The sequence below is a fragment of the Paenarthrobacter sp. E2MeOHC11 genome (genome assembly GCF_058744955.1).
Map to the genome: position 1 here is coordinate 3,091,188 of NZ_CP196673.1, position 25,777 is coordinate 3,116,964.

A 25,777-nucleotide genomic window follows, 5' to 3' on the forward strand; every position below is an offset into this window, starting at 1 on the left:
AGGAAACGGTCCTGAGGAGTGGAGCCACGGCCGAACTCCGTGTCCACGCCCAAGGCGGCGTCGGAATTGAACCGGGCCACCGTGGCCTCCAGCCCCGAGGGGCTTACACCCGGATCCCGGGCCAGCAACTCAAGAGTGGGCGTGCACGTCAGCTGATAGCGGTCACCGAGTTCCAGCCTGTGCCGAGGTGTACCCGCGGAAGCCAGCCACCCTTCCCGTTGCCTGGGTAGAGCCATAGAGAGCCGGCAGCATCTATGGCGTGAACGTCGGCGGTGCCGTCACCGTTGAAGTCGCCGGCGCCGAGGATAGTGGTCATTCCGTTCCATCCTGAGCCAACCTGGACCCGGGGCATCCACCCGTAGGCATCCTTCCTCGGGTAGAGCCAGAGGTTCCCGGAGGAGTCCCTTCCCAAGAGGTCGGGATAGTTGTCACCGTTGAAATCACCTGGCGCCACGATGGCATTCATGCTGTTCCAACCGGAACCAATCTGGAAGGGGCCACTCCAGGTGCCGTCAAAGGAGCGGTTGTACTCCCAGAGGGTTCCAGACGAGTCACGGGCCACGAGATCTTCCTTGGAGTCCAGGTTGAAGTCACCGGGGGCAAGAACTGCTGTCATGCCGTTCCATCCGGGACCAACCTGGGTCCGGGGCGCCCATCCGCCCTTTCCATCCCCCGGGTAAATCCACAGCGTGCCCGAAGTATCCCTTGCGAGGACATCGGAATTGCCATCAGCATTGAAGTCCCCGGTGTTCATGGCCGACATGCCGTTCCAGCCGTAACCAACGGTTCGGAAGTCCCAGGTCCATCCACTCTTGCCGTTACCGGTGTAAAGGCTGAGTTCACCGCGGGCGTTGCGTACCAGGACGTCCGCTGCCCGGTCACTGTTGAAATCGTTCTTTGCCCGCTCGAAGCGCAGCATAATCGTGTCCGATATTGCCGACGGAGTCATGCCGTTGCCGGCAGAAACGCGGAAAGTGTAGTTCCCCGGAACTTCAGGTGTGCCGGTCAGTTCGCCGGTTTCATCGTTCAGTCTGAAGCCCAAGGGCAGTGATCCTTCGGCAACTGTGAATCGTGGTTCAGGAGAGCCGGTGGCTGTGAACGTGTGGGAGTACGGAACGCCGACCGTGCCCTTGCCTGGAGGTGCAGATGTAAGGGACGGCGCGGCGTCGTTGCCGTCGATCACCGTGACGTTGTCACTGTACGTGTTGGTGACGTAAACCCGCCCGGTAGTTTCGTTTACCGCGATTTGTGTGGGCGAGTATCCCCCGGTGGCAAGACGGCTGATGTAGCCGCTTCCACCGTCCACAACGGTCACGCCCATGCTTGCCTCGGCCGCGTAGATCTTGTTCCGCTTCTCATCCACGGCAAGTGCATAGGTGGAAGTGGGAAGCTTTGTGTACGAGAAGGCATCCTCGCCACCAACCACCATGAGGCTCTCTACATGGGCCATGGAGGCGTACGCCTTATTCGTGACCTCATTGACCGCCAAGCCGAAGCCAATCCGGTATTGCTCAAGGTTGGAAGGAACGTTTGTCTGCCCATCAATCACGGCGACGGGCCCGGCTCCACCTGCCACGTAGACCTTGTTGGTCTTCTGGTTGACTGCGATGAGCTCCGGTGCGTAGCTCCCGGGGATCGGGATATCAGTAGCTATATTGGTGGCTCCGTCGATGACGGTGGCAGATTTGCCGTTTGAAACCCCGGAGTTTGCTACGTAGATCTTGTTGGTCACTTGGTTGATCGCGATGTTCGACGGCCCCACGGCCGTTGGGATGACGGTGGTGGTCCCCGTCCCGCCGTCAATGACTGTGACATAGGGCTTCTGGTAGTTCGATACGTAGATCTTGTTGGTCTTCGGGTTGACGGCTAGCCTCAACGGCGCATCAACAGCGATGTCCGCCGTGACAGAACCGGTGATCCCATCAATTATTGAGACAGTGTCTGCGCCGAAGTTCGCAACATAGATTTTGTTGGTGGCCTCGTTGACTGCAACATCGTACGGATGGGCGCCTACTGTGATGGAGCTTGCGTTGTTGCTCGCTCCATCGATTACCGTGATGGTGTTGCCGCCGCGGTTGGCAACATACACCGTGTTGGTCACCTCATTGATTGCCAGACGCTCGGGCCCATCGCCGGTAGCTACGTCTGTTACCGGGAGGGCAGCTGAGGCTGGTGCCGCGAATCCGAAAAGTGCGGCACTGACAGCTATCGTCACAGACAGTCCAGCGCGTACAGAAGTAGCGAAACGATACACCGTCTACCCCCATGGATTATGTGGCCGCCGTGGCCCACGCGAAGTCTACCTGAGCCATTTGCGTGTGGAGTGGGCCCCGCGCAACGCAGGGCTCGCGCTACCGTCCCGTCAGGCGCGGGACGGCGGGCACCGTGGTGACGGGCGCGGGCGCCGGCGGGGGAGCGGGCGCCGCGAAGGGCCCGCTCGGGTACAGGGCCGTGGCTTCCACCATGTAGTTGGCCCACTGGGGGCCCGCGATCATGTAACCGTCCAAGGACTTGTAGAACCTGCCGTTGATGGTGACGTTTTGTCCCGCACGCTGTTGCCCCGCCGTCGTATCCCCGAAGAACGATGCCGTTGCGAGGGTGGTGGTGTAGCCGGCCACCCACGTGGCTCCGTTGTTGTTGGACGTGCCGGTCTTGGCGGCAACGGGAACCCTGGTGTGGACCTTGGGCTCAATCCAGACACCGGAACCCATCTTCAGTACGTCCTGCAAAACGGCATTGACGCCCCTGGCCACCGCCGGTTTCACGGCCTCACGGCATTCGGGCGTTTGGGCTTCGAACTGGCGGCCCTGGGCATCGCTGATCCCGGTAATGGCGATGGGTGCGCAGTAGGTCCCGTCGTTGGCGAACGTTGCGTAGGCGCTCGCGAGGACGAGCGGCGCAACGCCGATGGAACCCAGCAGGTTGCCGATCTGGTGCATGTTCACGGGAGCATTGTCGAGCCCGCTGTGCAGGCCAACAGTGTCCACCATTTTCTGGATGCCGCAGAAGTCCAACTGGGCGGCCGTGGCGAACGTGGCGGTGTTGATGGAGTTGTAGAGGCCGTAGTTGATGGGCATCGGGCGGTAGTAGCCAGCATCGTTGTTCTGCAGGTCATCGTCTGCGCCGAGATTCTGGGCCTTCTGGGCGCTGCTGTAACCGCCCAAAACCCTGCCGCAGCTGGAACGCCAGGGGAAACCTACCGGGTAAACCCTGCGGGAAGCGTCAACGACAGCGGTTGGGTTCTTGCCTTCGTTGAGCCACTCGGCATAGATGAACGGCTTCATGGTGGATCCTGGCTGGAAGCCTCCGGCGCCGTTGAGGTCGTAGCCGTTCCCGTCCTTAGCATCCACGTTGAAGTTCAGCTGGGTATCGTATTTTCCTTCTTGTGGAACGAAGACCGTGTTCTGGGCCATCGCCAGGATCTTTCCGGTGCCGGGCTGCACAGTCGTCATGGCGGCGCCCCACTTGTCCGGATTGTCGCCCGCGGAGGCGTCCACTTGAGCTTGCGCGGCGGCTTGGAGCCTGCTGTCCAAAGTGGTGGTGATGGTGAGTCCGCCGCGATACAGCAACCGCTCGCGTTCATTGACCGTTGAACCGTAAGTCTCGTCATTGAGGATGAGGTGGGAGACATAGTCGCAGAAGTAGGTGGCAATCGACGCGCCCGCGCAACCCTGCAAGGAAGGCGTGATGTTGAGCTCCACAGGACTGGCCACCGCAACACCGTGGTCCACCGCTGTGATCCTGCCTTGCTCCAGCATCCGGTCCAGAACGAGGTTGCGCCGGTTCAACGCCGCATCCGGGTCAACGGTGGGGTCGTAGATGCTTGGCCCGTTGACCAGCCCGGCAAGGAGCGCGGCCTGCGGCAGGGTCAGGTCCTTTGCGGACGTGCTGAAGAAGTAACGGGAGGCCGCTTCAATGCCGTAGGCGTCCCGGTTGAAGAAAACAATATTCAGGTACCCCTCAAGGATCTGGTCCTTGCTGAACCGCTTCTCCAGTTCCAGTGCGAGTTTGACCTCGCGCAGCTTGTCTCCCATGGTCTTCTGGCCGCTGAGCACCACATCCTCAGGGCGTCCCTCGGACAGACGCGATTCGTTGAGCACGTTGGTGACGTATTGCTGCGTCAGCGTGGAGGCACCTTGCCTGGTTCCCTTGGTCAGATTGGAGCTCAGCGCTCGGATAATGCCCTGCGCATCCACACCGGCATGGTCATAGAAACGGTTGTCTTCGATGGCGACAATTGCCTCGCGGATGAAGGGAGACATCTGATCAAGGGGAACTTTTACCCGGTTCTCAGCGTAAAACGTGGCGATGTGCTGGCCGTCCGCTGTGACCACGGTGCTGGAGAGCGACGGCGAATCGACGTTCAGCTGGCTTGGCAGGCTCTCGTAGAATCCGATCGACCCGCCCACAGTGGTGCTGGTGAAAGCAACAACGGGCACCACCAGGCCGGAGATCAGCACGCCGCAAAGAATGCTGATGAAGAAGTACCCGAAGACCCTGAGGAGGACCTTGCCGAGACCGAGCTTGGGACCCTTGTTCTGCGCCATTTTCGTGCCATTCCGTCGGGATGTCAGGCTGAAAAGTAGCTACAGAATACGTCCGGCAACGCGGTTGGGCCATGCTTGGGAGCCCAAATCAGGTCCCAAATCGGACTCAATCCAGCGGTAGTGTCACCCTCACGCTGGTGCCCCGCCCGACTGCAGAGTCGATGTCGACTGTCCCGCCGGCGTCGTGCACTGCGATGGACATCAGCAACAGCCCAAACCCGTGCCGCCGGCCACTGGGCGCGGCGTGGATTTCAAAACCGCTGCCGTCGTCCGTGATGGTGAGCTGGATGCCGTGGTAGACGGCGTTGAGGCGCACAGTGAGCTCGCTCGCGTTGGCGTAGTTGAGGGTGTTGCTGAAGGTCTCCTGCGCCACGTGATACAGAAGTGCGGCGGCTGAGGATGAGATTTCGATGCCGTGATGCGGGGTGTGCCATTGCACCTTCACTCCGTTGAGGCGGAGCGGTGCAGCGAGCCGGTCGATGCATCCTGCGACGCCCAATGCGTAGAAGTCCACGGGGTGCTGGTCCTGGATGATGCCCTTGATGGACACCACCTCGGTTAGTGCTGATGACTGCTCCATTGCGTCCCCCACATCGATGTCTTTCATACTTGAGATTCGTTGCCGAAACCCCTCGGTATTGGTGCTTCGACTGATTCCAGCGTGGCGCCGCTATATCAAGGAACCTTTTCGATTGGCTCAAGTTCGCATCAAGTTTGCGGGGGAGGCTTGCAGGGGCGGCCACCTTCGTGCGGGGGGACACAGCAGCGCCCGACGGCGGCGCTGATCGCGGTCCGCCCCGCCCAACGGACCTACCAGCGGCCGCCGCCACCGCCCGGGCCCTGTGCCTGGGTGTACTGACCAGCCGTTACGGTGCCCTGGTCTTCGGCTCCGTCGATGGATCCCGTGGTCAATCCGGCCTTCGCATCGGCACTGCCACCCGTATATACCGTGTACGTTTCGCCATCGGTGATGGCAGAGGAGGAGTACACCAGTGACGCGATGGTCTTGGTGGTGACGAAAGTGGCGACTACGGCACCGGAGGAATCAACGATGTGCACCGGAGTGCCTGCCGATACCGAGGAGTTGAAGGTCAGTTGCACGCCCGACTGCGTGGACGAGGTCCCCGGAGTGACGGCCATGCCCGCGCTGCCTGCTGCGGCCACGGTTCCGCCGCTGACTACCAGCTCGCCGTTCACGTCCAAGGCGCCGTTGCCGTCGTTGGTGGGGCCATTGACCACCACCGTTCCGCCCGAAATGGTTGCACTGCCGTTGGAGTCCAAACCATCGCCCTCGGAATTGATGGTCAGCGTTCCACCGGACACGTCCACTGTGTAGTCACCCGCCGCCATCTCGCCGCCGCCCATGGGACCGCCGCCACCAGCCGCGGCGCCGCCATCGGTACTGGTGGACGAACCGCCCGAGGCGTTCACGCCGTCGTCGTTCGCTGTGACGGTGACGTCGCCGCCGGTGATGGAAATGTGCTGCGCCTCCAAGCCTTCCTCGGATTCGGCCACGGTGACGGTACCGCCGGAAACGGTCAGGGTGTTGAAGGCCTTCACACCGTCGTCGCCTGCGTTGACGGTCAAGGAACCACCGCTCACCAGCAGCCAACCGCGGCCTTCGTCCGTGTCGTTGTCCGCCTTGACCCCGTCCCCGCCCGCGGTCACCTGATAGGCGCCGTCAAGCAGGACCGTGTAGTCCTTGCCGCGGATTCCGTCGTCCACGGCGTCAACAGTGACTTTCCCGGCGGCCAGCACCAAGCCGTCCTTGGAAACGATGCCGTCGTTGGACTGCCCGTTGACGGTGAGGGATCCTGTGCCAGCAATGGTCAGGTCGGCCGTGGAATAGAGCGCCGCGTTGGGGGCGTCTTCGCCCTGGTCGGCGTAGGTGGTGGCATCGGTCAACGTGTTGGTGCTGCCGTCTTCCAAGTACACGATTGCTTCGTCCGCGCTCTGCACCACAAAAGGCGAACCTGCGGAGTTGCCCAGTTCCACGCCGTCCAGAATGATCCGCACCGTATCTTCCTCTCCCGCGGCCACCACGATGTGGCCGTCGCTGAGCGAGCCGCTGAGGCGGTAGGTTCCGGCCGCGCTGATGGTCACGATGTTGCCCTCCACCGCCACGCCGGTGGAGGACGACGACGTCACTTTGCTGCCGCCGTCGGCCAGGCTGATGGCCACTTCCGTTGCGGCGTCCCACGTGAGGTCGTCGCTGTCGTAGTGGGTGTCCTCCTCGATGGTGGCTGCGGTGACTGCCTGCTGGGTGGTGGTTGTCGTGGTGGACGTGCCTGTGATGCCGGTGGACGTCGAGTTGGTGGCGGCCGTGGAGCAGCCGGCCAACGATATGGCCAAGGCGACTGCGGCAACGGAAAGGGACGTGCGGAAGGAGCGCATAGTGGGATTCCTAAGTCTGTGGAGGGAAAGTCAGTGGAGGGGGCGCAGGGGCATCCGGCGCCGGAGGGTTTGGTTCCAGCGGTTGGCCGGCAGCTCGGGATGGAGTGCAGCCATGCCGGTGGCGAACTTCGAGATGCGGCACGGCCGGACGCCGTGTGCCCACAAGTGCCGGTCCAAAGGGCCAGGGGCGGAGCCGGACTTCGTCTCCACCACTACGGCGTCGTCCAACATCCATGGGTGGCCGTCGGGGCTTTGCCAGGTGACGTCGGTATCGATGGTCGCGCGGCTTCCTGATTCGGGAAGGAACAAGGTGGTGCGGTCGTATCGCGTGGACAGGACTGGCTCCAGCGGTCCGAACCTGACATTGCCAATCGTGGCTGCCAAGGTTTCATTGACGTAGGCCAGGCCTTCCTCGGTCAACCGGTCCCGGTCGGACAACTCATAGGGGATCCGTTCCTTGACCGTTGCCTCCCTGGCGCCTTCGGTCTTGACCTCCAGGAAGCTGACGGCGCTGTCCACATAGGTCCGCGTTCGGATCTTGAACCGCCGGCGGCGTCCATGGGCGGCCAGCATGTAGCTGTCCAACCCGGGGGTGTCGAAGTACACGGAGTCGTAGTCGAAGGTCCGCTTCCCGTCCATTTCCAGGACGCGGGCTTCAGTGCTGAACGTGCTGAGGATCTTGCGGGCAGTCGCCGACGGAACCAGATACTTTCGGTCGACCCGGGTCAGCAGCGCGGCTTCCGTGGTGAGTTCTTCAAGTCCGACGGCGGGCAGGTCGCCCAGCTGCGGCATGATCGGTTGGGCGTCGACGCGGCTCACGCTACACCTGCCGAGGTGGGCACGGACGGCTGGGCGTGCGTTGCCTGCTCCTGCGTGGACTGTGCCGGCAGTTCCTGGGGTGCAGGGGAGAGTGCGCCTGCGGGCTGGTTGAAGCCAAGCTCTGCGTGTCGCGGCTGCTGCTGCGCGCGGACAGCGTACCGGACGTCCACGATCGTCTTGTCGTTGACCATGTCCAGCTCCTGGATGGTGGCCGAGTGGACCGTACCGTTGAGGACTTCCTCCAGCCGGGCGTAAAGCTCTGGTTCGTTGTTGATGGCACGGTCCAGGACCACGGTCTGGTGGCGGTAGGCAGGGAGGACCCGTGGGTTATCGCCGACGAACATCACCAAGAGGACCAGCGCCATGAGGGCCAGGGTCAGCCAGAGCGGCTCCACCCCGATGCCGGCGATCAAGCCCAGTGCCAAGGCCGAGAAGTAGTAGGCCACCTCGTGCTGGGCGAGTTCCGTGGAACGGAGCCGGATGATGGAGAGAACACCGAACAAGCCAAGTCCCAAGCCAACCCCTGCGGCCGAACCCGACAACGCCGTTGCCACTGCCAGGACGCCGACGTTCATGCCGAGGTAGGAAACTACCAGGTCACGACGCCTGTGCCGGCGGAGGTAGAGGGCGAGCGTCAAAATAGTGATGGCGGCCAGGTCTGCCGCGATGAGGATGATGGTGTTCATCAGTTACTCCGGAATCTCTTGGGGGATTGGTTTCCACTTTTCCCGGTCATGCTGTGCTGAAACTGTGCCGGGACCAAGGCTGGGATATGTGTTTCAGGGGCGGCTGGTTCCGGCTGAACAGCCGGTGCCGTTACGGAGGCGCGGGACTTGCGGACGAACAGGAAGCGCTGCTGCACGGCATAACTGACACCCAGCAGCGCGGCCTCCGTGAGGATCTTGGCGGGCAGGTCCGGAACCGAGATGGAGGTGAGGGCCCAGATGGCGGTGTAGTTGGCGGCCAGCAGGACAATCACCAAGGCCACATAGCCCGTAGCCGCGGCGCGGAGCGAGGTGTCCTTGCCGTGCTCAAACACCACCCGGCGGTTGACCATGAAATTCACCGAGGCACTGACCAGTCGGGCTCCCACCACCGCCACCAGGAGCGAATCCGTGAAGGCACTGAGGATGACGAACATTGCCAGGTCCACCGCGAACGCAGACAGCGACGAGCCGAGGAACTTCAGCAACGGCGCATAGATCCTGATCGAGTCAGCCACAGGCCTGAAGTGCGATCCCGAGTTGTGGTCCAGATAGACCGTGGCTATTTCCACGCTGTCGATGCCGTAGCCGGCCTGTTGAGCCTCGAGCAGCAGATTGAGTTCGTACTCGTACCGCTGGCCGCGGACCGAGACAAGCCACGGGAGCATGTCAGCCCGGTAGCCCCGGAGCCCGGTTTGCGTATCTGTGATCCGTTGACCCGTCGCGAGCCTGAACAGCCCCCGGGTCACTGTGTTGCCAAACTTGCTGCGGGCCGGCACATCACCGCTGAAGTTCCGGCAGCCAAGGACCATCGATGCCGTGACGTGGCGGACACGGTCGGCAACGGCCAGGATATCGGCCACCCCGTGTTGTCCGTCGCTGTCGGCACATACAACGTCGTGGCCCGGGAAGCGCTCCGCGATGAAAGCGAAACCGCTCTTGAGCGCATGGCCCTTGCCGCCGTTCACGGCGTAACTGAGCACATGGCACCCCAGCCGGGCGGCGGCGTCGAACGTGTCCTGGAAGTCCTGTCCGGAGCCATCGTCCACCACCACGATGGTCAGCCACGGGTCCGCTTCCTGGAGCTTTTGGACGAGGTTGATGAGCTGGTGGTCCGGTTCGTAGGCCGGTATCAGGATGATCATGACTGGGCGATGTAGAGGATGTCGGAGGTGCCGCGCTCTTTGTTCTCACCGAGCGGGTTGTTCACCAGCGAGCCGTTGAAGTACATGGTGGAGGAGCCGCCGCCGTCGATGTTGTACGCGGTGGTGGCGCCCAGGTCCTTCATGATCTGTGCGAGGCCGGTCATGGTGACACCGGCGGAGTAGCCCGGGCTGCGGCCATCGACCACCACGAACACCAGGTGGTTGTCGTCGATGACGCCCACGGCGGTGCGTGGCTGCTCGCCCTGGATGGAGTGGTTGCCGAAGTTGGTATCCACCTCCACGTCCTCGATGCCAGAAGAGATCTCGCCGTTGTCCAGCAGCGACGGCCCGAAGGAGAGCGTGTTCCAGACCCCGTCGGCTATGAGTTGCTCGGCAGTGGTGGTGGTTTCGTCGTACACCTTGACGGTGCCGTCCTTGTAGAACGCGAGCCCCTGTCGGGCACCTTCGTCCCGATACACCACGCCGTTGCGGATCACGATGCCCGTGTCCCGGAAGCCGTAGTAGTCGCCGTTGATGGCGAAGACAGCGTTGTGGTCTTCGGCGATCGCAGAGGTGTTCTCCGTGATGTTTTCGCCGTAGGTATCCTCAGCGAACGCCGACTTCAGCGTGGTGGCGTCATCAAGCACGACGTCGGCAACGTAGTAAGTGACGGTGTCGTCGCCGCTGCCGGTGGTCACCGTGGAAACGGTGACGCCCGTATCGCCGGAGGTGTAGGAGGTATCCGTGACAACGGCGCTCGCGGACGCGTCAGGGGACGTCTCATCGGTCGAGCTGTTTGTCGTAGTGCCGGCCTGGCTGGCTTCGTATTCGGAGACGTTGGTGATCTGTGCGTGCGGAATAACAAAACGGTCGAGGGCCCAGGCTGCGGCACCCCCGGCAGAGAGAGTGACCGCCAGGACGGCGGAGACGACGACGCGCCGGGTCCGGCCGCCCTTACGGTTTTCAGTCTGTGGAGGAGTCATTCCTCATTTGTACGGAGCAAGGCTACGCCGGAGGTTTGCCCAACATAAGCGTGGGCTGTGAAAGGTTCAGGGCGGCGGGAAGTTCAGTAGTGGCGGCGGTCAGCCTCCCGGGCTGCTTCCTCGATACGGTAGCGATGGGCTGCCCATTCTTCGGAGTTACGGCCCGGGATGTTCGGATCCCCCGGCCTTTGCCCAATGCCGCCGTCGATGAGCTCGCGGATGATGTCTGCATGTCCTGCATGGCGGGCTGTCTCGACGCACATGTGAACCAGGATTTGGTGGAGCGTCACGTCCTTCTTCTCTTCCGACCACCACGGCACCACACCTGGCGCATCCAGGGGGAGGGACTCGATGGTCTCATCGCTGTGCTTGGCCGAGAAATGGTGCAGCTCCAGGATTTGCTCACGCGTCTCGGTGACGGGTACCCACATATCGGAATCCGGTTCGGCGTCATCGGCCAGCCAGGGCATGTCCCTGCCGCTTGGCCGCCCGAAGGTCACCCCGAAATAGTCCAACTCCACGCTGGCCACATGCTTCACAAGGCCCAGCAGGTTGGTGCCCGTGGGCGTCATGGGCCTGCGGGCGTCATACTCGCCAAGGCCGTCCAGTTTTCCGAGCAGGTCCGCCCTGCGGAGCCGCAAATAACCGAGCAACATCGCTTTGTCATCCATGGGGAGCACTCTACCCAAGGGGTCCGACAGAAATGGGACCCGACGTTCAGATGCGCGGGCAAGGTACTGCTTTATTCCTCCCTTCCACCTCGCGTTGACTACAACGCAAGCCAGTGGAGGGCACCGGCCAAAAGACGCCGGACCATGCCCATCCACGAGTGTTAGGAGCAACTCCTTGTCACTTCAATTCCCTCGCAGGACCCTTCTCCAGGGCGCCGGTGCCCTGTCTTTGGCAGCAGTGGTCAGCTCGATGTTTGCCCGGAATGCATGGGCCGAAACAGCACCGGATGCCGCGCAATTCGCAGCGCTGCGAACCCGCTGGGTGGACCAGATTACCGGGCGAAATGTCATCCAGGCCGGCGATCCGGACTTCGCCAAAGCGATCACGGCCCTGAACAGCAAAGCAGCTGACTCCTTGGCGAAGCTCAACCGTTCGCCCGGCCGGACGTCGGTCTTCACGGATCTGTCCTTCGCCAAGGACGCGGAAATGGTCACCACGTACACCCGCCTCTCCCAACTCGCCACGGCTTGGGCGACACCCACCGCGGCGGTGTTTGGGGATGCCTCGGTGCTGGCAGACATCAAAGTGGGACTCGCTGACGCCAATACGCTCTGCTACAACGACGCCAAGGAAGAAGTTGGCAACTGGTGGTCGTGGGAGATCGGTGTGCCCCGGGCCTTGGCCGACACCATGGTGCTGCTTCACGCCGAGCTCTCCGCCGCGGAGATCCAGGCCTACTCCGCCGCGATCGACCACTTTGTCCCCGACCCGTGGCTGCAGTTCCCGCCCAAGCGCGGCAAGATCACCTCAGTGGGAGCGAACCGCGTGGACCTGTGCCAGGGAATCATCATCCGGTCCTTGGCCGGGGAGGACACGCCCAAGCTCCAGCACGCCATCGCCGGCCTTAGCCAGGTGTGGCAGTACGTCACCAGCGGCGATGGAATCTTCCGGGACGGCTCCTTCATCCAGCACAGCACTACGCCTTACACGGGCTCCTACGGTGTAGTGCTGCTGAACGGACTGTCCAAACTCTTCGCACTGCTTGGCGGCACTGGCTTCGAGGTCTCCGACCCATCGCGCAGCATCTTCTTCGACGCCGTCGAGGGATCGTTCGCGCCGCTCATCATCAACGGAGCCATGGCCGATTCCGTTCGTGGCAGGAGTATCAGCCGCGAAGCGAACACGGGATACGACCTTGCCGCGACCAGCATCGAAGCCATCCTGCTCCTGGCCCGTGCCATGGACGGCGCGACGGCAAGCAGGTGGCGGGGGCTCTGCGCCGGCTGGATCACGCGCAACACTTATCGCCCCATCCTGACCGGGGCGAGCGTGCCCCGGACGGCCCTGGTCAAAGAGCTGCTGGCGGCCGGCGTCGCGCCTGTGCCTGAATCCCCGGGACACCGGCTCTTCCCGGCCATGGACCGCACCATCCACCGGGGGACCGGCTGGGCTTTGTCGTTGTCCATGGCCAGTAACCGCATCGCCTGGTACGAATGCGGCAACGGGGAGAACAACCGCGGGTATCACACCGGTTCCGGCATGACCTTCTTCCACACCGCGGACCTGGGCCAGTACGACGACGCCTTCTGGGCCACCGCCAACTACAACCGCCTTCCCGGCACCACTGTGGACACCACCCCGTTGCCGGACAAGGTGGAAGGTGAATGGGGTGCTGCCGTCCCGGCCAATGAGTGGACCGGTTCCGCCGCACTTGGTGAGGTGGCCGCCGTCGGACAGCACCTGGTGGGTCCCGGCCGCACAGGCCTGTCGGCCCGGAAGTCCTGGTTCGTCAGCGGCGACGTCGCCGTCTGCCTCGGCGCCGATATCACCACCGGTTCCGGAGCCAGGGTGGAAAGCATCGTTGACCACCGCAACCTCCACCAAGGCAACAATGCACTCACGACGGCGTCGGGCACCATTGCGGCAACGCCGGGCAACGCTGCTGTGCTGAGTGACGATCGCTGGGTCCACCTGGAAGGTTTCGGCGGCTATGCCGTGCTCGATTCCTCGCAGCTGACCGTGCTCCGGGAAGGCCGTTCCGGAAGCTGGTCGGGAGTGAACATCAACGGCAGCACCACCGTGCAGCAGCGGAATTACGCAACCATCTACGTCGATCACGGTGCGGGTGCTGCACCAAAGAGCTACGCCTACCTGGTGGCCCCGGGGGCGTCGGCGAAGGAGTGCGGCAAGCTGGCGAAAGGGAACAAGCACGTGGTGATCCGCAACGACGCCACGGCACAGTCGGTGGAATTCACAGCCGAGAAGACCACTGCAGCGACGTTCTGGAAGCCCGGAACGGCAGGCGACCTTGGCGCCTCCGGCCCGGCATGCGTGGTGTTTTCCCGGCACGGCAACGTCCTGAGCCTGGCTGTCAGCGAGCCAACGCAAAAGGCGGCCAGCCTCACGCTCACCCTGCCGGAAGGCACGTGGTCAAGCGTGCTGGAAGGCGCGGGCACGCTGGGGACGGACACTGCGGGCAAGACGACCCTGACGCTGGACACCACCGGGCTCAGCGGGCAGGCACGGGTAGTGAAGCTCCGCCGCTAGAAACCTTGTTGCGGGGCCTGTTCTGCGAGCTATTTGGCCCTGAAAAGGATGCAGAGCAGGCCCCGCAACGAACTAGAGATGACTAACGAGCTTGGCCCCGCAGGAATCACGAACCACGATCCTTGGCCGCAAACGGATCTGGTACAGCGGGCAAGCGTCGCCCTCGGTCAACCGGCGCAACAGGACATCGGCCGCCATCACGCCGAGCCGATGCTTGGCAGGGGACACCGCAGTGAGGGGAATCTGCGCGAGATCAGCCATTTCATCGTCATAGGAAACCAACGCAAGGTCCTCCGGTACGCGGATCCCGTGCCTCCCCGCGGCTCCTTCCAACAGGGCAGCTTCCCGGTCGCCGAACACCAAAGCCGCCGTTGCACCGCTGCCTGCAAGAAGCCGGAACATGTGCTCGGCCTGATCCGCCTCCCATTCCGGCTTGGTGGCGCTGAACGCCATGTCGTAGTGCCCGGTTGTGTCCAGTCCCAACGCTTCGACGGCGGCCGCATACCCTGCGATCACCGCGGCCTGGGTTGGGTTGCTGCTGCGCGCGGCCTCGTTCGCCCGCGTGAGCAGCCCAATCTTTCGGTGACCCAAGCGATGGAGGTGCATCACGGCGTCGTACGCTCCGCCCTGGTGATCCGAGCAGACGTGTTCGGTCCGGTCTCCCGGCCCCAAATCGTCCAGGCTCCGCTCCAGCAATACCACCGGGACCGGCAGGGCCATGAGCTCGGCCACCCGCTGTTGGGGATTGTCCAGGCCGGTCAGCGTAGGCACCAGGATGAGCCCATCTACGCCGGCGTCCAGGAGGAAGTCGATGCTGGCGTTCTCCCGGGTGAAGTCGTAGTGGTAGGTGGAAAGCTGCAGGCTCGCGCCGCGGGAGGACAGGTGTTCCTCGATGCCTTGCAGCACCTGCGGGTAGTAAAGCTGGGTGTCCGGCAGGAGGACACCAATCACGTATCGGGAACGCTTTTGCGAGCGCTGCGGTGCGGCGACGAAACTTCCGGCACCCTGCCGCCGGACCACCAGCCCTTTGTCCACCAGGTCCTCGAACGCCCGGCGCACAGTAGTCAGCGACAGCCCGGTGTCCAGTGACAGTTGCTGCTCGGTGGGCAACTTGGTTCCGACAGCCCACGTCCCTGCCAGGATGCCACGCCGCAGGTTGTCGCTGAGGTTCTGGAACTTCAGGTTCTGCTTTGCCGTGTCGCGGACGGTCGCGGAGGCGGGTTCAGCCTGGACGGGCTCGAGGTTCTTCCTTGGCATGATCAAACTCCACCTGTGAACGGACGATTCCTCCCATCTTGCCCCACTGTTTAGGGAGTATTTAGATACTAATTTTGGCGATCTGCAAGGTACTGGGGAATGCTCATTGATTCCTCGCCTCGAGGCTGCGTAGCAATATAGGGTGTCCAACGAAAAGCCGAACATCATCTTCATCCTCAGCGACGACCAAGGTGCCTGGGCGCTGGGTTGCGCCGGAAACTCCGAGATCCACACTCCCAACCTGGATGCCCTCGCCGCCCGCGGGACGCGTTTGGAGAACTTCTTCTGCGTTTCGCCTGTCTGTTCTCCGGCCCGCGCCAGCCTCATGACCGGTGATATCCCTTCACGCCACGGCGTCCACGATTATTTGGCGGGCGTCGAAACGGGTCCCGAAGCAGTCGATTACCTGCGGGGGCAGCCCCTTTTCACGGATGCCCTGGCGGACGCCGGCTACACCTTGGGGCTCTCCGGAAAATGGCACCTGGGCGCCAACGATATGCCGAGGAAAGGCTTCAGCCACTGGTTCGCTTTGGAGGGTGGCGGCAGCCCTTATGACCGGTCAGTGATGTACAGGTTCGACGGCGGCACCAGCCACCGGGAGTCCGTCACCGAATACTTGACGGACGCGATTACCCGCGACGCACTGGACTTCCTTGACGAAGCCTCGAGGGAGCCCGGGCCCTTCTTCCTCGCCCTCAACTACACCGCACCCCACAAACCCTGGAAGGACCAGCACCCGCCCGAATTCGAGGAGCTCTACAGCGACTGCCGGTTCACCAGCTGTCCCCAGGAACCCCTCCACCCGTGGACGCCCACCGTGGATGGGGTACCGATCGGCGGCGAGCCGGACGTCCGCACCGCCTTGGTGGGCTACTTCGCGGCGGTGAGCGCCATGGACGCCGGGATCGGAGAGGTCCTGCGCCGGTTGGAAGGACTGGGCGTCCTGGACAACACCCTTGTCATCTTCAGTAGCGACAACGGCTTCAACTGCGGCCACCATGGCATCTGGGGAAAGGGCAACGGGACCTTCCCGCAGAACGTCTACGACTCCTCCGTTAAAGTCCCCGCGATCTTCGCGCTTCCGGGGCGGATCCAGGAAGGAGTTGTCCTCCCGGAGCTGCTGTCCGCCTACGACGTAGCGGCCACGGTTCTGGAACTCGCGGGACTGGACGTCCGGCCTTTCGAACGCGGTCCCGGGCAGTCTTTCGCGGAGCTGTTGCGCGGGCTGACGGACCCTGCAGTGGCTGGGCGCGATGAGAACCCCGACGGCGGCGGGCGGCCCGCCGCTGCCGGGGACCGCGCCGTCGTGGTCTTTGACGAATACGGCCCGGTCCGGATGATCCGCAGTGCGGAGTGGAAGTATGTGCACCGGTACCCGCATGGCCCCCACGAACTGTACGACCTTGCGGCTGATCCGGATGAACGGGAAAACCTTGTGGATGAACCGGCGCACGCCGGGCGTGTGGCCGGGATGAGGGCCCAACTCCAGGAGTGGTTCCAGCGCCATGCGGGCCCCGGGCTGGATGGAAGCTGGCTTCCGGTGGCCGGGGCAGGCCAGACTGCGTCCGTGCTGGAGGATCCCTTGGGGGCCTTTACGCCACCTAACTGGGACGGCACGGCCGCAGCCGGCAGCACCGGCTAGGGAACTTCGCTCAGGATCCTCTTGGCATTCGTGGCGTCGCCGGACTCATTGATGACCAAGGGGGTACCGGACTCGGCGGCCGCGTAGGACGCCAGGACCACCTCCACGATGTGGCGGGCGTGTTCGACGCTGACTTTCGGTGTTCCGCCGTCGAGCACTCTGATGAAGTCTTGCAACTGCAGGAAGAAGCCCTCCTGGATATCCTGCGGCCGCGGTTCCCACACGGTGCGGGTGGTGCCGTTGCTGCGGACCAACGTTCCGCTGTGCGGGCTGCAGGAAATTGTGCCGTGCTCGCACACGATGAGGACCTCATCCATTCGCTGGGTGGCGTCGGAAACAACCACGACGTTGACATGGACACCATTGCGGAGCGTCAGGGAGATGGCGCCGTCCGTTTCCACCGGAACACCGAAGCGTTTGAGAGTGGAGGCATTGAGGGATTCGACAGGTGCCCCACCGAACCAGATGGAACGGTCAAGGCAATGGCCGCCGATGTTCATCAGCGCCCCGCCGCCGGCCATGGCCTCGCTGAAGAACCATTCCGGACGGGTGCCGGGGCGGTAGTCGGTGGTCCTGTAGTCGCGGATCATCCGGACCTGGCCCAGTTCGCCCCCGGCCAGCACGTCCTCGGCCGCCAGCTTCTCCGGCAGGAAATGCTGGATCTGTCCGATGACCAAGGACACTCCGGCGTCGCGGCAGGCCTGGATCATGCGATCGCAGTCGGTCACGGTGGTGGCCATGGGTTTTTCCACCAGGACGTGCAATCCGTGTTCGGCTGCGGCCAGCACCATGTCCAAATGCAGCGCATGCGGGGTATTGATGATCACTGCGTCCAGTCCAGCCTCGCCGAACATCGCCACATAGTCGGTATAGACCTGGGCGCCCCACGGTGATGCAACTCTTTCCGCCGGTTCCCTTTGAAGGTCGCAGACTGCAGCCAGTTGGACGTTGCTGATCCGTCCAGCGGATTCGGCGTGGAAGTGTGCCACGGCACCGGCGCCAATGATTCCCAGTCGTATCAATTTCCCTCTTTAGCTCGGAGCCGAAGCGCGGACACTGCCTGCCCGCGCTGATCACCTTGATTGTTGGGGAGCGCCAAAGGAGGAATAAATGCCTAATCGGAGTGAACTGCAGGCCCCGGTTCGGTCAGTTCGCGCCGGGATCCGTAACCGGTGCCGACTCATTCAAAAGTACTCATTGAATCCTGCTTTCACTGACTGTGAGAGTCGTCTCACTGAACCGCATCCGGCCGGTTCCCCCTCACTTGAAAGGTGATTCCCATGGGCAAAACAGCCCGTCATCTTCGCCCGCTGGCCGCCCTGTTGGGTGCAGCACTCGCCCTGTCCACCACAGCATGCGGTGGAGCCACAGATGCCTCCACCGCGGCCGAGGCCGTGGACATCTCCGGCTCCATTTCGGGCCAAACCATCAACTACTGGTCCATGTGGAAAGACGGTGAGCCCCAGCAGAAGGTCATCGCCGCCGCCATCGCCGATTTCGAAAAGGAAACCGGAGCCACAGTCAGTGTCCAGTGGCAGGGCCGCAGCAACACCGAGAAGCTCGTCCCTGCGCTGAACACCAACAACGTCCCGGACCTGGTGGACGGAACGTTCGCAAAGCTAGCGCCCGTGATTGGCGAAACCGGCCAGGCGAGCCCGCTCACGTCGGTCTACTCCTACGAGGTGGACGGCAAAACGGTCAGTTCGGTGATCCCGGAGAAGTTCACCAGCAATGGCGTGTTCAAGGGAGAAGCCGGACAGCCGTGGATGGTTCCCTACAGCGTCAGCTCGGATGGCATCTGGTTTGATGCCGCAAAGCACCCGGAGCTCAAAGCCAAGCCGCCGGCTACCTGGGATGAATTCATTGCGGTCCTGGACAAGCTGAAGGCTGGAGGAACGGCTCCCATCGCGGCGGACGGCGACGTTGCGGGCTACAACTCCACCTGGTTCGTGACGGCGCTGCTCCGGCTCAAGGGTGCAGGCAGTTTCAAGGCACTTGTTGAGGACAAGTCCGGTGAAGGCTGGGACGACCCCTCAGTGCTCGAAGCAGCCCGGAAGGTTGAAACCCTCGTCAACGGCGGGTACCTCAACAGTGGCTACAACGCGAGCAAGTTCCCGGCGCAGCAGCAACTTTGGGCAAACGGCGACGCGGCCCTGATCCTCAACGGCTCCTGGACGCCTACCGAAACCGGTTCTTACGCCGCCCCGGGATTCGAATACTCTTCCTTCCAGTTCCCGGCCATCGACGACAAGCCGGCCAGCGCCCGTGTGGACTTCATCGGCTTCGCAGTACCGGCAAAGTCCAAGAATCAGGTCCCCGCACAGCGCCTCGCAGCATTCATGCTGGGCGCCAAGTACCAGAACGCCCTCGGAACGGAAGCCAAAGTGCTTCCGGTGAGGTCGGACGCTCCCGTGGACCCCGCCGTCGCAAGCGTCAAAGCCGCCATTGACGCGGCTCCGGCGACGCACCTGCAAAACGACGGTGTGACTTTCCCCGGCTTCATGGAGAAGGTCTTCTTCCCCAAGGATGACGAGCTGTTCCTCGGGAAGACCTCCGCCGATGACTTCATCTCGAAAATGAAGGCCGCCCAGATCCAGTACTGGAAGGACAACAGCTGATGACCCTGCACCTGACGGAGCCAAGGACAGGCGGTGCGCCCGCCCAAAGTCCGGAGTCCCGGAAGCCGGCGCCCCGTAAGCCGCGGCGCGGCAGCCGTCCCGGAGGGAGCTCCATTGATGTGCAGCGCAAGAAGCTGCTGATTCCGTTCGTCGGTCCGGCTTTCGTTCTGTACACGGTCCTCTTCATCGTTCCGGCACTGGGGGCCGTCTGGATCAGCCTGCACAAATGGGCGGGCTCGGGCCCCATGAAGTTCGTTGGGCTGGACAACTACGGCAGGATCTTCCGGGACCAACTCTTCCTTTCCTCATTCGGCAATACCCTGCTTCTGCTCTTCGTGGTGGGGACCGCGATCTTCGTCCTGGCATTCGCGTTGACGCTGGTGCTCAGGGATATGGCCGGGAAGAAGATTGCCCGCAACGTCATCTTCTTCCCGCACCTCATCAATGCGCTGGTATTCGGTGTCCTCGCCGGCTTCATCTTCAACCCCGGAGGAATGGTCAACAGCCTCCTGGCGCCCCTCGGAGTGACCGACCCGCCCAAGTGGCTGGCTCAGGACAACATTTTCCCGCTCATCATGGTCACGCTTGTTTGCACCACCACTGGTTACTTCACCACCATCCTGATGGCCGGCGTCGACCGTATTCCGCCCTACTACTACGAAGACTGTGCCTTGGCCGGAGCGTCTGCCTTCCAGCGCCTGCGGTACGTGATCCTGCCGCTGACGTGGGATGTTTTCGGGACCTGCGCCGTGTTGTGGACCATCTCGTCGGTGAAAATCTTCGAGATCGTCTGGGTCTTCGGTGGCAGCTCAGGGGCCGGCGTGCCGCCAACGCAGAGCTGGACCGCTGCCGTGTACACCTACGTCAATGCCTTCTCCGGACAGTCAACGCCCGCCTATGGGGCCGCGACAGCGTCCGCTGTGTTGTCCCTGGCCCTGATCTCCGTCCTGGTTGTCCTGCTGCGCCGCGCCATGCGTCGCGACGCCGTCGAGTTCTAAAGGAAATGTCATGAGCGAATACAAACTGCAGGGATCCATCACCGCCCCACGCAGACGCGGAAGGCGCGGCGTCAGCCCGGCACTGCGTGGTGAGCGCAGCGTCGTCCGGGGGATCGGGGTTGCGCTGCTGTGGCTGGTTGTCGCGATCAGCATCGCAGCCCTGGTGTGGATGGTTGCCCAGGCATTCCGGGATACCCGTGCCATTCTTGATGACCCCTGGGGCGTGCCATCGTCCCTGGACTTCGGCAACTTCGTCCGCGCCTGGACCGTGGGAGACTTCGCGGTGGCTACCTGGAACAGCCTGCTGACCACGGTGGTGTCCTCGGTCCTGACCGTAGCCATTGCCGCACCCTGCGCGTACTACCTGAGCCGCGTGGACAACAGGCTGACCCGTGGCCTGAGCCTGTATTTCATCCTGGGTCTGGGTATTCCCGCGCAGGTCATCCTGATTCCGCTGTTCGTGATGCTGAACAAGGTCTATCTAACGGACAGCATCATCGGGCTGAACCTCGTGTACATCGGCGTCTCCATGCCCTTCACGGTCTTCCTGCTGACCGCATTCTTCCGATCCCTCCCCTTGGAAATGGAAGAGGCAGCGGCACTGGACGGCACCACGGCATTCGGCACGTTCTGGCGCATCACGTTGCCCTTGGCGAAGGGAGGCATCCTGACCGCCTTTATCCTTCAGGTCATCTCGCACTGGAACGAAACCCTCCTGGCCCTGACCCTCCTGCAATCCACCGAGAAGTACACGCTGCCCGTCGCCCTGATTTCCTTCGTGCAGCAACAAACGTATTCGGGAGCTGACTGGGGCGGACTGTTCGCCGGGCTGGTGATCGTGGTCCTGCCGATGCTCATCATCTACGTATGGCTGGGCCGGCGTCTGACGGAGGGACTGACACTCGGGATGGGCAAGTAGCGCCCGACGGCGGTGCTACCGCGGGCTCTTGTCCTTGGCGGAGCGCAAGTGCCACAGTGAACCATGGCCACAGAAGACGATGTCAGGCGCATCTGCCTGGGCATGCCCGGTGTGAGTGAGCGTCCAAGCTGGGGGCAGCCCGCATGGTTCGCCAAGAGCCTCATGGCACGCATCTGGGAAGAAGGGGTGGGCACAGTGAAAACCGATGAACGCGAAGCGCTCGCAGCCATGAATCCGGATACCTTCTTCTGGACGCCGCACCACGATCGATCTCCGAAGTTGCTGCTGATCCGGCTGGAGAACATCGACGTCGAAGAGCTCGACGAACTGCTGCAGGAGTCCTACAGAATCGCCGGCGGCCCCGGCAAACCCAACTGAGTCGCAGTTAAGGCCGTTCTGAGCCCTCAAAACGGCCTTAACTGCGACTCAGTTGGGCGGGCGCGCGGGCTAGACTCGGCCGCATGGGGGAACACAAACTTGGGGAACACAGCACACCGAAGCCTGGCCGCAGAGTCTCTGCCGTCGTCGTGCCGTTGCTGGGGCTGATCGCGGTCATCGTGGGCGTGGTGCTCGCGTGGAGCAACCTGGAGACGAACGTCGGCTGGTTTGCCTATGCGCCGCTGAGCAATGAGGTGTTCGTGGGAGACAACGGCTCATTCATCAGCAAGGAAACGCAGCTCGGACTGGGCATCGCGGGCATTGGCCTGCTTCTTCTCGCGTTCTGGGCCGGGCTCGCCATGGGCCGCCGCCGCTGAGTTCGCTGACAAACGCGAAATCGCCGGAAAACTCCAGACGAACTGGCAGCTTTCCGGCGATCTCGGCGCAAGCGAGGAACGGACTAGGTGAGCTTCACCTGGCGGTTCATGTCCTTGTACAGCAGGTAACGGAACTCGCCCGGACCGCCGGCGTAGCAAGCCTGCGGGCAGAACGCGCGCAGCCACATGAAGTCGCCGGCCTCCACCTCAACCCAGTCGTTGTTGAGCAAGTACATGGCCTTGCCTTCCAGGACGTACAGGCCGTGCTCCATGACGTGGGTTTCCGGGAAGGGGATCACGCCGCCGGGCTGGAAAGTGACGATGTTGACCTGCATGTCGTGGGCGAGGTCGCTGGAGTCCGTGAAGCGCGTGGTCTTCCAGACGTCGTCCGTATCCGGCATGGAGGTGGGTTCCACGTCCTTCTCGTTGGTCACGAAGGACTTGGCCTCGAAACCTTCCAGGCGCTCGTAGGCCTTGCGGATCCAGTGGAAGGAAACGATGTCGTCGGAGACGTTCTCCAGGCCCCATTCCGAACCTGCAGCAAGGTAGGCGTAGCCGCCCTCTTCGAGGTGGTGCAGTTCGCCGTCGAGGGTCAGGTTGACCTGGCCCTTGGTAACGAAGATGACGCCTTCAACGCCGGCCTCGAACTCGGCCTTCGGAGCCCCGCCGCCCGGTGCGATCTCCACGATCAGCTGGGAGAACGTGGTGGCGAAGCCGGAGATCGGCCGCGCGATGATCCACGAGCGCGTGTTGGAGAAGCCCGGAAGGTTGCTGGTGACGATGTCCGTCATGACGCCCTTGGGGATCACCGTGTAAGCCTCGGTGACGATGGCCCGCTCGGTGGTCAGCTGGGTCTGCGGCGGCAGGCCGCCCTGCGGGTAGTAGTACTTGCCCATGCGAGATGCTCCTATCAGTGCGAAGTTGGTTGTGCGAGCCGCGGGTGCGCCAGTGCGGTCAGCTGTGAAAGTTCGACGCCGGCAAGCGCCATGACCTCGTCGGTCCCCACTGCGCCGCACTGGACGCCGCGGAGGACGAAGCCGGCGAGGGCGCGGGCCGTGGCGGGCTCGTCCATGACGCCGCCTTCGGTGCGCTCCACGTAATTGCGGAGGCGCAGGGCCGCTGCGGGCAGGCCTTCGCGGTAGAAAGCGTACGACGCCGAGAAGCGGCTGGGGAGCTGGGCGGCGTGGAGATCCCAGCCCTGGTAGTAGCCGTTTTCCAGGGAACGTCGGACCAGGCGGCCGTGCAGCTTCCAAGCATCCTCAACGCCGTCGCCGACGGGGATGATGTTGGTGGAACCGTCGGACAGGCGGATGCCCGTTCCGGCGACGGCGAGCTGCATGACTTCCTTGGCGAAGTCGGCCACCGGGTGCTCCATGGACTGGTATTCGGCGGAGATCCCCAGCGAGGCGCTGTAATCGTACGTCCCATAGTGCAGGGCACTGATACGGCCCGGAACGACGTGGGGGAGCTGGGCTACAGGGGAGGTTCCGTCCGCGCCGATGATGAGCTGCGGAGTTTCCACCTGCACCTCGAAGCGAAGCCGGCCAGCGGGAAGCCCGTGGACTTCCTCCAGCCGGGATACCGCGAAGTCCATGGCCTGGACCTGGGCCACCGTGGTGACCTTGGGAAGGGTGAGGATCAGCCCGTCCGGGAGTTCGCCGGCGGCGGCCAACGTGGAGACGAACAGGTCCAGGGTCTTCAGGCCGCGGGCCCGGGTGGGGGCTTCGAAGCACTTGAAGCGGATGCCGATGAACGGCGGAGCTGTCCCGGCCGCAACGGCAGCAGCAACAGCGTTGGCGGCAGCAACGGCGTCGGCGTCTTCTGCCTCGTCGCCGCGGTCGCCGTAGCCGTCTTCGAAGTCCAGACGGAGGTCTTCGATCGGCTCAGCAGAAAGCTTCGCCGCCACACGCTCTGCGACAGCGGCAGCCAGGTGAGACTCCTGGCCCAGCAACCGTCCCAGCTTCTCCAGGCCGCCGTGAGCGTCCGCCGTCGCGAGTGCCTGGGCGCCCCACTCTGCCACAAGCGAAGGCGTGAAGCGGTCGGCCGGGATGTAGACGGTGTGGATGGGCTGGCGTGAGCCGTCGTCACCGGGGTAGTTGCGGTCCAGCAGCTGGTCCGTCGCCTCAAGCTGCGACTCGATGTGGGCCAGATCAGAGGAAGAGAATGAGCCCATCTCAGCCCACCAGCTCGTACGCGGGAGTGGTGAGGAAGTCCGTGTAGTCGTCGGACAAACAGATGTCCTCGATCAGCTTGGATGCGGGCTCGTAGTAGGCCTTGAAGTTCTCGTCGCCGAATTCGATGCGCAGGCGCTCGGTTTCTTCTCCGAGGATGCGGGTGACGAGTTCGCGGGTCACGGTGTTGCCCGTGTCCGCGAGGACGGACTTGTTGCGGATTTGCTGCCAGACCTGCGAGCGGGAGATCTCAGCAGTTGCGGCGTCTTCCATGAGGTTGTGGATGGCAACTGCGCCGCTGCCGGAGATCCAGACGCCGGTGTAGGCGACGGCGACGTACAGGTTCAGGCGCAGGCCTGCCTCGGTGACGTGGCCTTCGGCGGAGGCGACGTCGATGAGCTGCTCAGCGGTGACGCTCACCTCGGGGCGCTGCTTGTCCAGCTGGTTGGGACGGTCGCCGAGGACGGAGTCGAAGACTTCGCGGCAGGTGGAAACCAGGTCCGGGTGTGCCACCCAGGAGCCGTCGAAGCCATCGTTCGCTTCGCGGGTCTTGTCGGCGCGGACCTTGTCGAAGGCTGCGGCGGTGACGTCGGGCTGCTTGCGGTTGGGGATGACGGCGGCCATGCCACCCATGGCGAAGGCGCCGCGGTGGTGGCAGGTCTTGACCAGGAGTTCGGTGTAGGCGCGCATGAACGGTGCCGTCATGGCCACGGTGGCGCGGTCCGGGAGGACGAACTCTTCGCCGGCATCACGGAAGTACTTGATGATGCTGAAGAGGTAGTCCCAGCGGCCGGCGTTCAGGCCCGATGCGTGGTCGCGCAGTTCGTAGAGGATCTCGTCCATCTCGAACGCTGCCGGGATGGTCTCGATGAGCACGGTGGCGCGGACGCTGCCCTGCGGGATGCCGAGGAAGTCCTGGGCGAAGACGAAGACGTCGTTCCAGAGGCGTGCCTCGAGGTGGCTCTCCATCTTGGGCAGGTAGTAGTACGGGCCGTGACCGTTGAGGAGGAGCTGCTTGGCGATGTGGAAGAAGTGCAGGCCGAAGTCCACCAGTGCACCTACGGTGGGTTCGCCGTCGATCAGCAGGTGGCGTTCTTCCATGTGCCAGCCACGCGGGCGGGCCACGACGACAGCCAGGGGAGCGTCGGTGCGGAGGCGGTATTCCTTGCCCTCGGGCGAGGTGTAGTTCAGGGTGCCCTGGGCGGCGTCGCGGAGGTTGAGGATGGCGTCGATGACGTTCGGCCACGTGGGCGTGCTGGCGTCTTCGAGGTCCGCGAGCCACACCTTGGCGCCGGAGTTCAGCGCGTTGATCGCCATTTTGGCCGGGGTGGCAGGGCCGGTCATTTCGACGCGGCGGTCCTGCAAAGCTGCCGGTGCCTCGGCGACTTTCCAGTCGCCGTCGCGGATGTCCTGGGTCTCGGGGAGGAAGTCCAGGCGGCTGGTGTCGGCAACCTTCTGGCGCTTGACGCCGCGTGCCTCGAGCAGCTCGTTGCGGGTGCCGGCGAAGCGCTTGTGCAGTTCCTCGATGAAGGCCAGTGCCTTGGGGGTGAGGATTTCCTCGGCGCGATCGATCGGCCGGGGATCAGTGACTGTGATAGCCATGTGG

At 63.4% G+C, this 25,777-nt stretch carries 21 protein-coding genes; 7 read left to right on the plus strand and 14 right to left on the minus strand.

Features of this window, described 5'->3' with window-relative positions; translation table 11 throughout:
• Window positions 1–148 precede the first annotated feature (148 nt).
• The 9 genes from ACSSVG_RS14525 to ACSSVG_RS14565 form a co-directional block, all read right to left on the minus strand.
• On the minus strand, window positions 149–2,215 hold the full coding sequence (locus ACSSVG_RS14525; protein WP_253464362.1) for an FG-GAP-like repeat-containing protein: 2,067 nt from the start codon (window positions 2,213–2,215) through the stop codon (window positions 149–151).
• A gap of 136 nt (window positions 2,216–2,351) precedes the next feature.
• A complete protein-coding gene (locus tag ACSSVG_RS14530) occupies window positions 2,352–4,547 on the minus strand; it encodes a transglycosylase domain-containing protein (RefSeq protein WP_492415324.1) in 2,196 nt (731 codons plus the stop codon).
• 106 nt (window positions 4,548–4,653) lie between these two features.
• A complete protein-coding gene (locus tag ACSSVG_RS14535) occupies window positions 4,654–5,154 on the minus strand; it encodes a sensor histidine kinase (protein WP_253464356.1) in 501 nt (166 codons plus the stop codon).
• 203 nt (window positions 5,155–5,357) lie between these two features.
• Window positions 5,358–6,941 (minus strand): carbohydrate-binding domain-containing protein, encoded by a 1,584-nt coding sequence (locus tag ACSSVG_RS14540; RefSeq protein WP_492415325.1) that lies wholly within the window; start codon window positions 6,939–6,941, stop codon window positions 5,358–5,360.
• A 30-nt stretch (window positions 6,942–6,971) separates the two neighbouring features.
• The gene (locus ACSSVG_RS14545) at window positions 6,972–7,733 is read right to left on the minus strand and encodes a polyphosphate polymerase domain-containing protein (RefSeq protein ID WP_492419211.1); all 762 of its coding nucleotides are present in this window, start codon (window positions 7,731–7,733) and stop codon (window positions 6,972–6,974) included.
• A gap of 23 nt (window positions 7,734–7,756) precedes the next feature.
• Window positions 7,757–8,446, minus strand: coding sequence for a DUF4956 domain-containing protein (locus tag ACSSVG_RS14550; RefSeq protein WP_231341589.1), 690 nt, complete (start codon window positions 8,444–8,446; stop codon window positions 7,757–7,759).
• Window positions 8,446–9,609 (minus strand): GtrA family protein, encoded by a 1,164-nt coding sequence (locus tag ACSSVG_RS14555; protein WP_492415326.1) that lies wholly within the window; start codon window positions 9,607–9,609, stop codon window positions 8,446–8,448. The genes ACSSVG_RS14550 and ACSSVG_RS14555 overlap by 1 nt, the downstream gene beginning before the upstream one ends.
• Window positions 9,606–10,592: a phosphodiester glycosidase family protein gene (locus ACSSVG_RS14560; RefSeq protein WP_492415327.1), complete on the minus strand. Its 987-nt coding sequence runs from the start codon at window positions 10,590–10,592 to the stop codon at window positions 9,606–9,608. Before ACSSVG_RS14560 ends, ACSSVG_RS14555 begins: the two co-directional genes overlap by 4 nt.
• An 83-nt stretch (window positions 10,593–10,675) precedes the next feature.
• Window positions 10,676–11,263 carry a DinB family protein gene (locus ACSSVG_RS14565; RefSeq protein WP_231341592.1) on the minus strand — a complete coding sequence of 196 codons (588 nt, stop codon included), beginning with the start codon at window positions 11,261–11,263 and terminating at the stop codon, window positions 10,676–10,678.
• 175 nt (window positions 11,264–11,438) lie between these two features.
• On the opposite strand from ACSSVG_RS14565, the gene ACSSVG_RS14570 reads away from it, so the two are divergent.
• Complete coding sequence (locus tag ACSSVG_RS14570) at window positions 11,439–13,811, plus strand: polysaccharide lyase 8 family protein (RefSeq protein ID WP_492415328.1); 2,373 nt, start codon at window positions 11,439–11,441, stop codon at window positions 13,809–13,811.
• A 72-nt stretch (window positions 13,812–13,883) separates the two neighbouring features.
• Here the strand turns inward: ACSSVG_RS14570 and ACSSVG_RS14575 are convergent, their stop codons facing one another.
• On the minus strand, window positions 13,884–15,068 hold the full coding sequence (locus ACSSVG_RS14575) for a GntR family transcriptional regulator (protein WP_253464346.1): 1,185 nt from the start codon (window positions 15,066–15,068) through the stop codon (window positions 13,884–13,886).
• A 142-nt stretch (window positions 15,069–15,210) separates the two neighbouring features.
• On the opposite strand from ACSSVG_RS14575, the gene ACSSVG_RS14580 reads away from it, so the two are divergent.
• Window positions 15,211–16,710, plus strand: a complete 1,500-nt coding sequence (locus tag ACSSVG_RS14580) for a sulfatase family protein (RefSeq protein WP_492415329.1) — start codon at window positions 15,211–15,213, stop codon at window positions 16,708–16,710.
• Here the strand turns inward: ACSSVG_RS14580 and ACSSVG_RS14585 are convergent.
• Window positions 16,707–17,732, minus strand: coding sequence for a Gfo/Idh/MocA family protein (locus tag ACSSVG_RS14585; RefSeq protein WP_253464338.1), 1,026 nt, complete (start codon window positions 17,730–17,732; stop codon window positions 16,707–16,709). The two genes, ACSSVG_RS14580 and ACSSVG_RS14585, sit on opposite strands and share 4 nt — an antisense overlap.
• Window positions 17,733–17,990: 258 nt before the next feature.
• On the opposite strand from ACSSVG_RS14585, the gene ACSSVG_RS14590 reads away from it, so the two are divergent.
• From ACSSVG_RS14590 to ACSSVG_RS14610, 5 genes are all read left to right on the plus strand, one after another.
• On the plus strand, window positions 17,991–19,328 hold the full coding sequence (locus ACSSVG_RS14590; protein ID WP_492415330.1) for a sugar ABC transporter substrate-binding protein: 1,338 nt from the start codon (window positions 17,991–17,993) through the stop codon (window positions 19,326–19,328).
• Window positions 19,328–20,326 (plus strand): carbohydrate ABC transporter permease, encoded by a 999-nt coding sequence (locus tag ACSSVG_RS14595; protein ID WP_492415331.1) that lies wholly within the window; start codon window positions 19,328–19,330, stop codon window positions 20,324–20,326. Before ACSSVG_RS14590 ends, ACSSVG_RS14595 begins: the two co-directional genes overlap by 1 nt.
• 10 nt (window positions 20,327–20,336) lie before the next feature.
• On the plus strand, window positions 20,337–21,245 hold the full coding sequence (locus ACSSVG_RS14600) for a carbohydrate ABC transporter permease (protein WP_231341599.1): 909 nt from the start codon (window positions 20,337–20,339) through the stop codon (window positions 21,243–21,245).
• A gap of 63 nt (window positions 21,246–21,308) precedes the next feature.
• Window positions 21,309–21,623 carry an MmcQ/YjbR family DNA-binding protein gene (locus ACSSVG_RS14605; RefSeq protein ID WP_492415332.1) on the plus strand — a complete coding sequence of 105 codons (315 nt, stop codon included), beginning with the start codon at window positions 21,309–21,311 and terminating at the stop codon, window positions 21,621–21,623.
• 83 nt (window positions 21,624–21,706) lie between these two features.
• Entirely contained in the window at window positions 21,707–22,000 is a 294-nt protein-coding gene (locus ACSSVG_RS14610) for a hypothetical protein (RefSeq protein WP_231341601.1), read from the plus strand.
• An 83-nt stretch (window positions 22,001–22,083) separates the two neighbouring features.
• On the opposite strand, the gene ACSSVG_RS14615 is transcribed toward ACSSVG_RS14610, so the two are convergent.
• From ACSSVG_RS14615 to aceB, 3 genes are read right to left on the minus strand one after another with little or no spacing between them, the layout of a single operon-like run.
• Entirely contained in the window at window positions 22,084–22,896 is an 813-nt protein-coding gene (locus tag ACSSVG_RS14615) for a bifunctional allantoicase/(S)-ureidoglycine aminohydrolase (protein ID WP_159705765.1), read from the minus strand.
• 14 nt (window positions 22,897–22,910) lie between these two features.
• Window positions 22,911–24,173: a DUF6986 family protein gene (locus ACSSVG_RS14620; protein WP_492415333.1), complete on the minus strand. Its 1,263-nt coding sequence runs from the start codon at window positions 24,171–24,173 to the stop codon at window positions 22,911–22,913.
• A 1-nt stretch (window position 24,174) separates the two neighbouring features.
• The gene (aceB, locus tag ACSSVG_RS14625) at window positions 24,175–25,773 is read right to left on the minus strand and encodes a malate synthase A (RefSeq protein ID WP_492415334.1); all 1,599 of its coding nucleotides are present in this window, start codon (window positions 25,771–25,773) and stop codon (window positions 24,175–24,177) included.
• Between the last annotated feature and the right edge of the window lie 4 nt (window positions 25,774–25,777).

What these genes read in the sequence shown, in the direction of transcription:
- ACSSVG_RS14615 (WP_159705765.1), bottom strand. Translation starts at nt 22,896, where the DNA reads ATGGGCAAGTACTACTACCCGCAGGGCGGCCTGCCGCCGCAGACCCAG.
- ACSSVG_RS14540 (WP_492415325.1), bottom strand. Translation starts at nt 6,941, where the DNA reads ATGCGCTCCTTCCGCACGTCCCTTTCCGTTGCCGCAGTCGCCTTGGCC.
- ACSSVG_RS14555 (WP_492415326.1), bottom strand. Translation starts at nt 9,609, where the DNA reads ATGATCATCCTGATACCGGCCTACGAACCGGACCACCAGCTCATCAAC.
- ACSSVG_RS14620 (WP_492415333.1), bottom strand. Translation starts at nt 24,173, where the DNA reads ATGGGCTCATTCTCTTCCTCTGATCTGGCCCACATCGAGTCGCAGCTT.
- ACSSVG_RS14535 (WP_253464356.1), bottom strand. Translation starts at nt 5,154, where the DNA reads ATGAAAGACATCGATGTGGGGGACGCAATGGAGCAGTCATCAGCACTA.
- ACSSVG_RS14595 (WP_492415331.1), top strand. Translation starts at nt 19,328, where the DNA reads ATGACCCTGCACCTGACGGAGCCAAGGACAGGCGGTGCGCCCGCCCAA.
- ACSSVG_RS14605 (WP_492415332.1), top strand. Translation starts at nt 21,309, where the DNA reads ATGGCCACAGAAGACGATGTCAGGCGCATCTGCCTGGGCATGCCCGGT.
- aceB (WP_492415334.1), bottom strand. Translation starts at nt 25,773, where the DNA reads ATGGCTATCACAGTCACTGATCCCCGGCCGATCGATCGCGCCGAGGAA.
- ACSSVG_RS14575 (WP_253464346.1), bottom strand. Translation starts at nt 15,068, where the DNA reads ATGCCAAGGAAGAACCTCGAGCCCGTCCAGGCTGAACCCGCCTCCGCG.
- ACSSVG_RS14600 (WP_231341599.1), top strand. Translation starts at nt 20,337, where the DNA reads ATGAGCGAATACAAACTGCAGGGATCCATCACCGCCCCACGCAGACGC.
- ACSSVG_RS14530 (WP_492415324.1), bottom strand. Translation starts at nt 4,547, where the DNA reads ATGGCGCAGAACAAGGGTCCCAAGCTCGGTCTCGGCAAGGTCCTCCTC.
- ACSSVG_RS14550 (WP_231341589.1), bottom strand. Translation starts at nt 8,446, where the DNA reads ATGAACACCATCATCCTCATCGCGGCAGACCTGGCCGCCATCACTATT.
- ACSSVG_RS14545 (WP_492419211.1), bottom strand. Translation starts at nt 7,733, where the DNA reads ATGCCGCAGCTGGGCGACCTGCCCGCCGTCGGACTTGAAGAACTCACC.
- ACSSVG_RS14565 (WP_231341592.1), bottom strand. Translation starts at nt 11,263, where the DNA reads ATGGATGACAAAGCGATGTTGCTCGGTTATTTGCGGCTCCGCAGGGCG.
- ACSSVG_RS14590 (WP_492415330.1), top strand. Translation starts at nt 17,991, where the DNA reads ATGGGCAAAACAGCCCGTCATCTTCGCCCGCTGGCCGCCCTGTTGGGT.
- ACSSVG_RS14560 (WP_492415327.1), bottom strand. Translation starts at nt 10,592, where the DNA reads ATGACTCCTCCACAGACTGAAAACCGTAAGGGCGGCCGGACCCGGCGC.
- ACSSVG_RS14610 (WP_231341601.1), top strand. Translation starts at nt 21,707, where the DNA reads ATGGGGGAACACAAACTTGGGGAACACAGCACACCGAAGCCTGGCCGC.